Source organism: Pseudaeromonas sharmana (assembly GCF_042649925.1).
GTDB classification, from domain to species: Bacteria; Pseudomonadota; Gammaproteobacteria; order Enterobacterales; family Aeromonadaceae; genus Pseudaeromonas; species Pseudaeromonas sharmana.
The window spans coordinates 802,184-815,147 of sequence record NZ_JBHSAF010000014.1 but is presented as its reverse complement, the minus strand read 5'-3'; the positions used below and the strand labels follow the sequence as shown (position 1 = coordinate 815,147).

The window sequence follows — 12,964 nt, the reverse complement described above, 5'->3', positions numbered from 1 at the left end:
TGCGTGGCATTTTAGCGACTTCCATCACGGATCCCAGTCGCTACTTGCAAAATAGCATTCCATTGACTACCGCAATACCGCTCTGTGGTTTGGCTTGACGGCGGCGCAATGTATAATCCGAGGGTCTGATTATTCGGTAAAGGTGCCCTGACAGTTATGAAAACCATTGAGGTGGATGAAGATCTCTATCGTTACATTGCCAGCCAGACTCAGCATATCGGTGAGAGTGCATCCGATATATTGCGCCGCTTGTTGGGTGTGGAGGGTGGCGTAGCTCTGGACGGGACTAGTGTCGATGAGCCCGTTGCGGCGCCGCCGGCGGCTTCCGAACCTGTGGTTGAACCCACCGTGGACGCGCCGATTGCCGCCTCGCTGCAACAGCTGCTGGATGGCGAATTACTGTCTCAACGTGAGAGTGCCATCGAGCGTTTCATGTTGATATTGACGGCCCTCTACCAGTCTGATGCTGAGGCCTTCACCCGCGCCACCGAGATCAAAGGGCGCAAGCGGACCTATTTTTCCCGCTCCGAAGAGGAGCTGCTTGCATCAGGCAATACCACTAAACCTAAACCCGTTCCCGGAACGCCCTACTGGGTCATTTCAAACACCAATACTGGGCGCAAACGCAATATTCTGGCTCAGCTGATGGAATGCATGGGGCATGATGCCGAGACCATAGCGCGGCTGTGTGACAAGATTTAATTCACAAATACAATCAGGAAGTAACCATGGCTCAACATTCTCATGCCGGTAAACCGGCTCGTCTGGAAGACCTGACTAATATTCCCCGCCTGATGTCGGCGTACTATCTTAACAAGCCGGATATGACCAAGGCCGAGCAACGCGTAGCGTTTGGTACCTCGGGTCATCGCGGCAGCTCACTGCACAGTGCCTTTACCGAATCCCATATTCTGGCTGTGAGCCAGGCCATCGCCGAATATCGTGCCGAGCAGGGCATTACCGGCCCGCTGTATATCGGCATGGATACGCATGCGTTGTCCGAAGCGGCACTGGCTTCCGCCGTTGAAGTGCTGGCGGCCAACGGCGTTGAAGTGCGGATTGAAAAAGGCTTGGGTTACACGCCAACGCCGGTCGTCTCGCATGCCATTCTGCGTTACAACGGGGCAGGCCATGCCGATAAGGCAGACGGTATCGTTATTACGCCATCGCACAACCCGCCGGAGGATGGTGGTTTCAAATACAATCCGCCACACGGTGGCCCCGCCGAAGGCGAGATCACCAAATGGGTCGAGAACCGCGCCAACGCGCTGCTGGAACAGGGGCTGGCAGGGGTCAAGCGAGTGCCATTTGCCGAGGCGCGCGCTTTGGCGAATGTGCAGGAGCATGACTTCATGACGCCTTACATTGAGGACCTCAAGGAGGTGATTGATGTCGAGGCGATCAAGCAGGCAGGCGTCAAGATTGGTGTCGACCCGCTGGGTGGTTCTGGCGTGGCCTATTGGGATGTGATTGCCAAGACGTATGGCCTGAACATCGAAGTGGTCAACTATGCGGTCGACCCGACGTTCTCGTTCATGACCCTGGATAAAGACGGCAAGATCCGCATGGATTGCTCCAGCCCGTGGGCGATGGCCAGCCTGATTGGTCTCAAGGACAAGTTTGATGTTGCTGTCGCCAACGATCCGGATAACGACCGTCACGGCATTGTATGCAAAGCCGGCTTGATGAATCCGAACCACTACCTGGCCGTCGCCATTCAATATCTGTTTACCCACCGCCCGGGTTGGCCCGCGCAAGCTGCGGTCGGCAAGACTCTCGTGTCCTCGTCCATCATCGACCGGGTTGCCGGCAATATTGGTCGCGAATTGAAAGAAGTACCGGTTGGCTTCAAGTGGTTCGTCGATGGCTTGTTTGATGGCAGCTTTGGCTTTGGTGGCGAAGAGAGCGCTGGCGCCTCCTTCCTGCGTAAGGATGGCAAGGTATGGACCACCGACAAGGACGGTATCCTGCTGTGTCTGCTGGCTGCTGAAATCCTGGCGGTGACCGGTAAGGATCCGCAAACTCACTACGATGAGCTGACGGCCAAGTTTGGTGCGCCGCTGTACCGCCGTATCGATGCGCCGGCCAACACCGAGCAGAAGAACGTGCTGTCGAAGCTGGATCCGGCCATGGTGGAAGCGGCTGAGCTGGCTGGTGAACCGATTGTCGCCAAACTGACGTCCGCTCCTGGCAATGGCGCTGCCATTGGTGGCTTGAAAGTGGTGACCGAGAACGGCTGGTTCGCGGCGCGTCCAAGCGGGACCGAGTCGATCTATAAGATTTACATGGAGAGTTTCAAGGGGGCTGAACATCTGGATCGTATCCAGAAGGAAGCTCAGGAAATTGTCTCCGCAGCCTTGGCCAAGGCTGGCGTATAAGCCTTACGACGACAAGTAAAGCCGGGCAACTGCCCGGCTTTTTTGATCTTACCAAAGCAGCGCTTTTACCTGTCGGCGTCGTTAAGTTCAGCAACCTGTGTATGGGCTGAAACAAGGTCGAGCAGTTCAGCTATACGGTGAATTGTTAATAATTAGTAAATTATGCTGGGAGGCTGCTAAATGGTGGCGAAGAGAAAATATGAATACCTACAGGAGAGAATTATTTTAGATAGTTAAACCACAGGAAAGGGTTTGAAATCGCTTTCTTGAGCTATCGCTCGGCATGCTATTTTCATGAATTTTCATATATTTTCAAGCAATGAATTGAACAAATATCCATATATCTAACGAATAAATGATAAATCATTGTTATATAAGAATATTTTATGTGTTTGCAATAATGCTATCTTGAAAATAGTTTCATGATTCATGTATCCGTTTACCAAAAAAAATTGTGACCTAGATTAAATTTTGGGGTGAGGCCTTTGGTTAGTATTCGGTTGCCGGATCTACAGCCCTTATAATTCACGCCCGGCAGCCCGAAAGGCTAAAACTCTCGAGTAACGAAGGAAATCGGTTATGGCGAAGAAAAAAGTTGAACAGCTCAGTGCCCTGAATAAGGAGCAGTTGAAGCAGGACATCGTTCATCACCTGCGCTCCACGCTCGGAACCAGCGAGCAGAAGGCGAGCAAGCAGTCCTGGTGGAAGGCGACGTGTGCTGCAGTAAATGAACAGGTCTACGAGCGTCTGACTCAGACCCAGCAAACCCACTTCCGCGAAGACACTCGTGCTGTGCACTACCTGTCTGCCGAATTCCTGATGGGCCGTCTGACTGCCAACAATCTGCATAACCTGGCATTGTATGAAGTCTGTGCCGAAGCGCTGAAGGAGCTGGGTATCGATCTGGCTGACCTGTGCGAAGAAGAGCCGGATATGGCGCTGGGCAACGGCGGCTTGGGTCGTCTGGCCGCGTGCTTTATCGATTCCTTGGCCACGCTGAACATGCCTGCCGTCGGCTACGGTCTGCACTATGAACACGGCCTGTTCCGTCAGGAAATCCGCGATGGCCGCCAAATCGAGCGTCCGGACTCATGGCGTGAATACGGTAACCCATGGGAAATCTGCCGTCCTGAATCTGTTCAGGAGATCCCGCTGTACGGTTACGTCGAGACGGTCTTCACTGCCGAAGGCAAGCTGAAGAAGGTATGGCACGCCGGTCAGAAGATCAAAGGGGTGCCTTGGGATATCCCGGTTGTTGGTTACGAAGGCAAGACGGTCAATATCCTGCGTCTGTGGGAGTCCCGTGCCTCTGAATTTTTCGATTGGGACGTCTTCAACGCCGGCGGTTATGTCGATTCGCAAAGCGAAAAGGCAGCGGCAGAAACCATCTCCAAGGTGCTGTACCCGAACGACGAAACCGAAGCCGGTAAGATCCTGCGTCTGGTACAACAATACTTCTTCTGCGCGTGCTCGCTGAAGGACATCATGCGCCGTTACAAGCGTGTGCATGGCAATGATTTCAGCAAGTTTGCTGCTCAAATCGCCATCCAGCTGAACGATACTCACCCGACTATCGCCATCCCGGAACTGATGCGTATCCTGGTTGACGAAGAAGAGCTGGAGTGGGGCGCTGCATGGGATATCTGCTACAAGGTATTCTCTTACACCAACCACACCCTGCTGCCGGAAGCGCTGGAAAAGTGGGCTGTGTACCTGTTCGAGCGCGTACTGCCGCGTCATCTCGAAATCATTTATGAAATCAACCGTCGCTTCCTGGAAGATATGGTTGAAGCCAAGTGGCCGGGTAACGATGCCATCAAGGCCAAGCTGTCCATCATCGAAGAAGGCAACCAGCGCAAGGTGCGCATGGGTAACCTGTGCGTGATCGGCTCGCACAAGGTTAACGGTGTGGCTGAAATCCACTCCAAGCTGGTGAAGGAAGATCTGTTCCCTGAGTTCGCAGAACTGTGGCCGGAGAAGATGTGCAACGTCACCAACGGTGTGACCCCACGTCGCTGGCTGCTGTCCTGTAACCCTGAGCTGGCCAAGCTGTACACCGAAACCGTTGGTGAAGATTGGCCGCTGCATCTGGACAAGATGCGTGGTGCCGTCAAGTTCGCTGACGACGCGGCCTTCCAGAAGAAGTTCATGGACATCAAGCGCGCCAACAAGGAAAAACTGGTCAAGGTCATCAAGGCTGAAACCGGCATCGACGTTAGCGCCGAAGCGATCTTCGATATCCAGATCAAGCGTCTGCACGAGTACAAGCGCCAACAGCTGAACCTGATCCACATCATGGCACTGTACCGTCGCCTGCTGGCCAACCCGGACTATGACATGCACCCGCGCGTGTTCATCTTCGGCTCCAAGGCGGCACCAGGCTACAAGCTGGCCAAGGACATCATCTATGCCATCAACAAGGTTGCTGAGCGTGTTAACAACGATGAGCGCGTCAAGGGCAAGCTGAAGGTTGTCTTCATGCCGAACTACCGCGTCTCTCTGGCTGAGAAGCTGATTCCGGCTGCCGACGTATCCCAGCAGATCTCTACTGCCGGTTACGAAGCGTCCGGTACTGGTAACATGAAGCTGGCGATGAACGGAGCCATCACCCTGGGTACCCTGGATGGTGCGAACATCGAAATCGCCGAAGAAGCCGGTGCTGAATACAACGCCATCTTCGGTCTGAATGTCGATGAAGTGAAGGCGATCAAGGCCAAGGGTTACAACCCGTGGGATTACTACTACGGTAACCCGGAGCTGAAGGCTGTACTCGACTGGTTCGATACTGACTTCTTCACTCCTGGCCGTCCGGGCGAGCTCTCCTCCATCAAGCGTGCTCTGCTGGATGGTGGCGATACCTACCTCGCGCTGGCTGACTTCGAGTCCTACTCCGATGCGCACAAGCGTGTTGACGCTCTGTATCGCGACAAGAAGGCGTGGGCTAAGGCTGTTATCGTGAATTCTGCCTCCATGGGCAAATTCAACTCAGACCGCTCGATTCAGGACTACTGTGATTACATTTGGTATCTGAAGGCCTGTTCTGTGGCGTAATGAACCAGTGTTTACAAAGGGAGCCGCAAGGCTCCTTTTTTTATGGGGCGAACAAAAGTGTTGCATGGATCACGTTTCGTGGCATTATGAAGTTGTGACTCTAATCACACTTCATGGAGAGATGACTATGTTCAATTACGATCCGCTCTGCTTTGCACTTCTGAGCCAGGCGCTGAATGGCAGCAAGTCTGTCACTAAATCCCGCTAAGCCTGACGCTTAACCAGCAGAGCGTGGTAACCCGCTAGGGACCACGCTTTTTTTCTGCCCGCACTCTGATAAGAGATCGGCTTCCATGTCTATCTGCACCGTGTCTCATTCGGTGTCTGCCCTGCTGTTTTATCTGGATGCTGCGCTGGTTGTGTTGAGCGTCGCTGGTCTAGGCTGTCGCCTTGCCTGGACGTAGGTATCCAGCGGCCTTCCGCATCGCTGGTTTATCCATCAGTCAGTGTCGCACGCTATGGTTGTCGTGCTGACGCTTCAGGATTGGAAAACGCCTTCAACTTGAGTACTGGTTTGGTGGTCGGATCTGAATTGGCGGGGGCTGAAAACAACAGAAGACCGCACGCAGGCGGTCTTCTGTTGTCGTGACGCCAAGTTAGCGCTGCGCCAACTTGGTGTACTGAGCCCGGCTTGGTGAGTAGTGCATGAGATAACGCAGGCTGACATAACCGACGACCAGCGTGGCGACACCCAGTTCCAGTTGCGCCAGCCACTGGATCCAATGGATATCCTCAGCGGCCATGCCCCAGACCTGCAGTTGCTGCGCCAGCTTGAACAGCGCTGTGGCACCAATCACCATCGGGAAGGTAAAGGCGGCGTAGCCTGGATTGAATGGCAAGCGCAGCAGGTGACAGAAGGCGACATAAATCAGCAGCGTCATCAGGACCGCGATACCAGCCAGCAAACCGACGAGCAACATGGAGGGCTGTTCGGCTACGGTCAGGTAACCGGCCAGCGAGAGGCTGGCAGGCGCCGCCAGGATCGCGATGGTAGGCTTGGCCAGCTCGGGGACATCCTTGCTGAAAATCAGGCGATACATCATCGCGGGCAACATCAGGGCATACACAATCAGACCGAAGTAGAGAATGGCCTCCGCCAATGGGCGCAGGGCCCCGCCAGGGAAGGCAACATCGGCAACGATCAAGCCTACCGGCGGTACGAACCAGCTAGGGATCATGTGATGCAACTGGAAATCCTTGGCTCTGTGATAGACAAACGACCCAAGAAACGCCATGTGCAGCACAATTGCCATCAGCCAGAGCAGGGTGCCGGCTAACGCATGGAATTGACCGACGGAATGGGATACCACCATCCAGCCCATGGCCAGGGTTGGGACCACGCTTCCGGCTACCGGATGCCCCAAGTCTTGCCACAGCAGTTTGGGGAAGCGCAGGAACTTCAACGTCAGGCTGGCCAGGATCAACCCGGCGATGATAGCTGCAGACCATTTGACCAGCGAGCCGAGCTGGAAGGCGCTGTCCCAGCACCAGCCCAATGACGCTATGGCTAACGCCAGTCCGGCCAGAGGGGTAGGTATGTTCGGAAGATGACGTTGTACGCGAGTCAGCATGGAAACCTCCACAACTTTGATTTGCCGCTAAGGATAGTCCTCTTCCTAAATCAAGAATATCTTTATATATTGAACAAAAGGTTAAGTAGAGCTTAACAAATGCATCTCACCTTACGCCAACTCGATGTGTTCGTGGCCATCGTCCAACATGGCAGCCTTGCCGCGGCGGCGGCACGGTTATGTATCACCAAGGCGGCCGTCAGCATGGCGTTGCAGGAATTGGAGCGCCAGCTGGATTGCCCGTTGTTCGACCGGGTACGTAACCGACTGCAGCTGAATAATCACGGCGCCCTGTTATTGCCACTGGCCGATGAGGTGCGGCAGCGGGTTCAGCACATCGAAGCACTGTTTGTTGCCGGCGAGCATCATCATGGGCTGGTGCGAATTGGCGCCAGTAACACCATCGGTAACTACCTGCTACCGGCGCTGCTGGCTGGCTTTATCCAGCGCTATCCCGGGATTGAGGTCCAGATTCAGATCAACAACACTCGGGCTTTGGGTCAGGCGCTGAGCGAGTATGGGCTGGATATTGTGTTGGTGGAGGGGCAACTGGATGATCGCGGATTTGCGTCCCACCCCTGGCTTGAGGACTCACTGCAGGTGGTAGCGGCCCCGGACCATCCCCTCGTTGGTCGCCGAGGCGTGACGCTGCGCGATCTGGAGCAGCAACGCTGGTTGCTGCGTGAACCGGGATCCGGCAGTCGCGAACAGTTCCAGCGTTTGCTGGCGAGCCATTTAGCTAACTGGCAACTGGCCTTTGAGTTCAATACGACCGAGTCGATTGTCAACGGCGTCGCCAATGGTCTGGGACTGGGACTGTTGTCACGCATGGCCACCGCGCGTGCCGAGGTCGACGGCCGCCTGCGGGCACTGGATGTGCAGCCGCCGATGTCGCGTCGTTTGAGTTGGGTCACACAGGCCGGGAAATATCACCATCCGGCCCTGGCCAGTTTTATTACCCATTGCCAGCAGTGGCAACCTGATGCACTGCTGGGTGCGCAGCGATAGGCAGCACGGTGAACTCGGTCTAGAATGCGGCATCAGTCGCAAGCCGTATGGATTAAACATGCAGATCGTCATTGATGAGAATATGCCGTTGGTGGAGCAGTTGTTTGCCCCCTTCGGCCAAATCCGGCGCTTGCCGGGCCGGACCATGAGTGCAGAGCAGATCGCCGATGCCGATATTCTGCTGGTGCGATCGGTAACTCGAGTGGATGCCGGCTTGCTGGCGGAGAATCGTCGTCTGCGGTTTGTTGGTACCGCGACAATCGGTACCGACCATATAGATCAGTCGTTGTTGGCCGAGCGTGGCATCGCCTTTGCCAGTGCGCCGGGCTGCAACCGCATCAGTGTGGGGGAATACGTGGTCAGCGCCCTGCTGATCCTGGCTGAGCGTTATCAATTATCCCTCGCGGGTATGACAATCGGCATTATCGGTGCCGGCAACACCGGCAGTGCCGTAGCCGAGCGTGCGGCGGCACTGGGGATGCATGTCTGTCTGTGTGACCCCTTCAAGGCACAACAGGGGGATGGGCGTGATTATGTCGACTATGAGGTGGCATTGGGCTGTGATGTGGTCAGTTTCCATGTGCCACTAACACATGATGGCCTGGCGCCAACCTGGCACCTGCTGGATGCACAGCGGATTGCAGCGCTGCATCCGGAGCAGATACTGATCAACGCCTGTCGCGGTGATGTCTGGGACAATGCCGCGCTGCTCTCCCGGCAACAAGGTGCTGCACCACTGCGACTGGTGATGGATGTCTGGGAGCATGAACCCGAGCTCATGTCCGCCTTGATTCCCCATACCGAACTGGCTACGCCGCACATCGCCGGTTATAGCCTGGAAGGTAAGCTGCGGGGTAGCTATATGCTGTACGAAGCATGGTGCCAGCTCAGCGGCCAGCCAGTCACGGTGCCTTTCTCCGCACTGTTGCCGCCAGCACCGTTGAGCGCGGTGAGTCTGGGGACGTCATGTGCTGATGCCCAGCTCAAGGCGCTGGTCCATCTGGTGTATGATGTGCGCCGTGATGATGCCCGTTTCCGCCGCTTTTATACCGATGCGGCCAGTTTTGACTGGATGCGCAAACACTACCTGGAACGCCGGGAGTGGTCATCTTTGGCTGTAACTGGCCCGGATCTGGCTTTGTTACAGCGTCTGGGATTCAACGTGGTCACACCTTGAGCCATGTTCCATTGTCAATAAGAGGAAAATTATGAACCCGTCGTTTGATATTGCCGTTCTCGGTGTGGATACCCTGGGGGGGGAATTGTTGCTGGAGTTGCTCGAGGAGCGCCAGTTTCCGGTCGGCAAGATCTACGCGCTGGTTGCCAGGGAAGGGGAATTGGAGAGTGTTCGCTTCGCCGGTAGAACTGTGCCGGTCGCCGCTGCCGAGACCTTTGATTGGACGCAGGTCCAGTTAGCGTTTTTCATGGCCGGTAGCGACGCGACTGCCAGCTGGGCGGAAGCGGCGGCGGCCGAAGGCTGCATTGTCATCGACAATAGCCTGCACTATCGGCATGACCATGACGTGCCGCTGGTCATTCCCGAGGTGAATGGTGATGCGTTGGCTGATTATCGTGAGCGCAACATTGTCGCCAGCCCGACCTGCATCGTGACCGAGCTGATGCTGGCGCTGAAGCCGATCCACGATGAGGTCGGGATAGCCCGCATCAATCTCGTCAGTCTGCAATCCGTGGCCGGTTCAGGAAAAGCAGGGGTGCAGGAGTTGGCGGGCCAAACGGCCCAGTTATTGAATGGGCGACCGGTTGAGCCAGCACTCTATCCGGCGCAGATTGCTTTTAATCTCATCCCGCAGATTGATGACCTGACCGAGGACGGCGATACGTTGGAAGAGCGTCGTTTTGAGAGCGAAGTTCGTCGTCTGCTGGGCGACGAGCGTATCGGCATCAATGCCACCTGCGTACGTGTACCGGTTTTCTATGGCCACAGTCAGGTGGTGCATCTGGAGACCCAATACGGCTGTGCGCTGGAGGAGATACGCCAAGCCTTGCTGGCGGCACCGGGTGTGCAATTGGTCGAGGATGAGTTGGTGACACCGATTAGCCACGGTGCTGGCCAAAATGACGTGTTTATCTCGCGCTTGCGTCAGGACAAGACATGCGAGCATGGCTTCAATTTCTGGTTGGTGACAGATAACACCCGCAAGGGCGGTGCGCTCAATTGCCTACAAATTGCGGAACGGCTTATCGAGGAGCAGATGTAAGCTGGCCTCAATCAGCGCTTTGTCTGTGATACGGGCCGCATTCAGCGGCCCGACTTTTCTACAGAAATATCAAACAAATCAAATTTTTCCTACACTTGCCGCTAGATCACACCCGCATGGTAGGGTGCTGGCATGCAAGGGTGGAGTGTTTTATATTGGAGCCGTTTACTCTGCCTGGCTTGCCTCATTGCCCGGTTAATCACGAAGGAACGACTATGGGACTGCACTTTTCCCGTCTGGCTCTGGCGATCGCGCTATCAATTCCGATGAGCGTACCGCTGATGGCGGCGGATCAGCTCGATGAGTTTTATATCGAGATCAAGGGCCCGGATAAGCCCGTCTCGCCACTGATTGCACCGACTGAGTCGGAGGCACCGACCAGCCCGAGCCGACAGGTGACGCCAGCAGCCAAACCGGTCATCAAGCAAACCAAACCGGCACCGCGCCCGACAGTGCGGGCGGGTGAAGTGCGACCATTTGTCTCAGAGACTTCAGCTCAGGCCAATGCCGGCACCTATGGGCCGGTGAAAAGCAGCGATACGCTGTGGTCTATCGCCCAGCAGATCCGCCCCAGCAATCAGGTATCGGTATATCAAACCTTGCTGGCGTTGTATCGCAAGAATCCGAAGGCATTTGCCGGAGGCAGACTAAGCGGTCTGTACCGTGGTAGCTATCTGCAATTGCCTACAGCAGAGCAAATTCGCAGTGAAAGCGAAACTGTGGCTCAGGAGCTGGTTCGAAAAGGTAGCATGACGCTGCCGAAGACGGTTGCACCCAAGGCGACCGTTGCGGCAGCCCCGGCAGCGGAAGAGACCGCTTCGACAACGCAAAAAGTGGTCAAGCTATCACCGCCAGTGGAGGAAAAACCGGTTGTCAAACTGACGCCGGCTAATCCTAAGCTGGTGGACAGTCGTGTCGTGGAGGTGGCAGGAGCGCAGCAAGGCAGTGAAATATCCGCCGCGACGACGACAATGCCAGCCACGTCGGCCGCAGTTATGACCGCGACGGAGCAGGTGGGTAGCGAGGTGACTATCGCAGCCGTTTCGGCCGCAGAATCCACAGCAGCGAGTGCCGCAGTTGTGGTCGCACCGGCAACAGATGTGGTTGCCACCGCTATCGTCGACGAGAAGCTGCAAGCGATGCAGCGCGATTACAAGAACCAGATTGATACCCTGACGCAGGACAACTCTGCTCTCAAAGATCAGCTTGGTCAGATGGAAAAAGAGTTGCAGTCCATCAAGGCGATGCTGGCTAAAAATGAACATTCACAGCTAGAAACGGCGTCTTCTGCGGTGTCTGCGGCCGAGGAGAGTCAGGACGCCAGCGGTACAGAGCCGTCCATGTGGGATGAGTTGACGGCGACACCGCTCAATCTGGCCTTGCTGCTGCTGCTGCCATTCCTGCTGGCGTTGGCATTAATCAGTCTGTGGTTGATGGCTCGCAGCAAGCGCGAGCAAGCTGCGCGTGAATATGATGAGTCAGATAGCGCCGATGGCCTGATGGATGGCAGTGATTCGCACTTTGATCACCTGCTGGCTGCGGACATGGTGACCATGAACAACTTGCCGGACTTGGAACAGCAGGATGAAACGGTTCAACCTCAGCCCGAGATCATTCTGGATGAGGAGAGAGCGCCTCCTACCTTCACCACGGCAAGCAGCTTTACTACCACGGTGGCTGCCTCGACCGCAGATCCTGAATTGTTACCCGAGTTCAGTGCGGCCATGGGCGATGCGGTGGCAGACCACGCAGATGATCTCGATCTATCCATTCCCGCCACCTCTGACAGTTCGTCTAACTGGAATGCAAAACCAGCCGCTGCAGCATTGGATGAGGCTGAGTTTCTCTCCGAGCTGGGTATCGGTGATCTGGATAACCTGCCCGAAGATCGGCCGCTCGTCACCGAGCAGGCCGCACCATTGCAGCCGGAAAAGGTCGTCGAGCAGGATGCATTTGTGCCACGTGAGACGGTTAACCTGTCCAATGATGAGCTGGATGCTTTGTTTGATAGTGTTGATGATTTGACGGCGACGGAGACGGTACAGCTGGATGAGTCGGAACCAGACTCGACGGCTCAGATTGATGACGCGGACACAGTGGTGACGGAAGTTGCCCCGGCGCCGACCATGGTTACCGACAGCGATGATATTGATTCCCTGTTGGCGGCTCATCAGCCGGCGATGGCCGAGGAGGCCGTCGTCAGCCTTGAGGAGCAAGACATCAAAGCTAGCCTGGCACAGTTGGATGAGGCGTTGAACGTCGACTCCGCGGACGAATTGCCACCAGCAGATTGGTACCAGGAAGAGAACGCAACTCCTGCTGCGACGGTCAGTAATGATGATATCGATGCCTTACTCAATGAGCGTTCGGCACAACCGGCATTCCGCGGAATCGATGAGCTGCTGGCTGAAGCCGATGCCTCGGAGAGCAAGGATGAACCCTATGAGGGCTTGTCTCTGGACGTTGGTTTGGATGAGTTCCCGGAAGTATTGCCGGATGCTCAGGGTATCGATGTGGATGTGGAAGGTGAACTGGGTGCCAAACTGGATCTGGCGCGTGCCTACCTGGAAATCGACGACAAGGCCAGCGCCAGCGAATTGTTAAACGAAGTGCTGCATCAGGGGAATAATGAACAGCGCGCCGAGGCTCAGCGCCTGTTGAAACGACTGAGCTGACGTTCGGTACCGATGGACTTCCTGTGCGGTGGCCTTGGCCACCGCTTTTTTTTACAGGGGGA

8 protein-coding genes are annotated in these 12,964 nt (G+C 55.7%); 7 read left to right on the top strand and 1 reads right to left on the bottom strand.

Features of this window, described 5'->3' with window-relative positions:
* Positions 1-156 precede the first annotated feature (156 nt).
* The 3 genes from seqA to ACFOSS_RS13380 all read left to right on the top strand — a co-directional run bounded on the left by seqA (position 157) and on the right by ACFOSS_RS13380 (position 5,429).
* Complete coding sequence (gene seqA / locus ACFOSS_RS13390) at positions 157-702, top strand: replication initiation negative regulator SeqA (protein WP_377153334.1); 546 nt, start codon at positions 157-159, stop codon at positions 700-702.
* A gap of 26 nt (positions 703-728) precedes the next feature.
* Positions 729-2,378: a phosphoglucomutase (alpha-D-glucose-1,6-bisphosphate-dependent) gene (gene pgm / locus ACFOSS_RS13385; RefSeq protein WP_377153332.1), complete on the top strand. Its 1,650-nt coding sequence runs from the start codon at positions 729-731 to the stop codon at positions 2,376-2,378.
* A 579-nt stretch (positions 2,379-2,957) separates the two neighbouring features.
* A complete protein-coding gene (locus ACFOSS_RS13380; protein ID WP_377153330.1) occupies positions 2,958-5,429 on the top strand; it encodes a glycogen/starch/alpha-glucan phosphorylase in 2,472 nt (823 codons plus the stop codon).
* Positions 5,430-6,025: 596 nt separating this feature from the next.
* Here ACFOSS_RS13380 and ACFOSS_RS13375 read toward each other — a convergent pair.
* A complete protein-coding gene (locus ACFOSS_RS13375; protein ID WP_377153328.1) occupies positions 6,026-7,000 on the bottom strand; it encodes a TDT family transporter in 975 nt (324 codons plus the stop codon).
* A gap of 99 nt (positions 7,001-7,099) precedes the next feature.
* On the opposite strand from ACFOSS_RS13375, the gene ACFOSS_RS13370 reads away from it, so the two are divergent.
* From ACFOSS_RS13370 to ACFOSS_RS13355, 4 genes are all read left to right on the top strand, one after another.
* A complete protein-coding gene (locus tag ACFOSS_RS13370; protein WP_377153326.1) occupies positions 7,100-8,008 on the top strand; it encodes a LysR substrate-binding domain-containing protein in 909 nt (302 codons plus the stop codon).
* A 58-nt stretch (positions 8,009-8,066) separates the two neighbouring features.
* Positions 8,067-9,185 carry a 4-phosphoerythronate dehydrogenase gene (locus ACFOSS_RS13365; RefSeq protein WP_377153324.1) on the top strand — a complete coding sequence of 373 codons (1,119 nt, stop codon included), beginning with the start codon at positions 8,067-8,069 and terminating at the stop codon, positions 9,183-9,185.
* Between the two features lie 31 nt (positions 9,186-9,216).
* Positions 9,217-10,227 (top strand): aspartate-semialdehyde dehydrogenase, encoded by a 1,011-nt coding sequence (locus ACFOSS_RS13360; RefSeq protein WP_377153321.1) that lies wholly within the window; start codon positions 9,217-9,219, stop codon positions 10,225-10,227.
* Positions 10,228-10,442: 215 nt separating this feature from the next.
* Positions 10,443-12,902 (top strand): FimV/HubP family polar landmark protein, encoded by a 2,460-nt coding sequence (locus ACFOSS_RS13355; RefSeq protein WP_377153318.1) that lies wholly within the window; start codon positions 10,443-10,445, stop codon positions 12,900-12,902.
* Positions 12,903-12,964 lie beyond the last annotated feature (62 nt).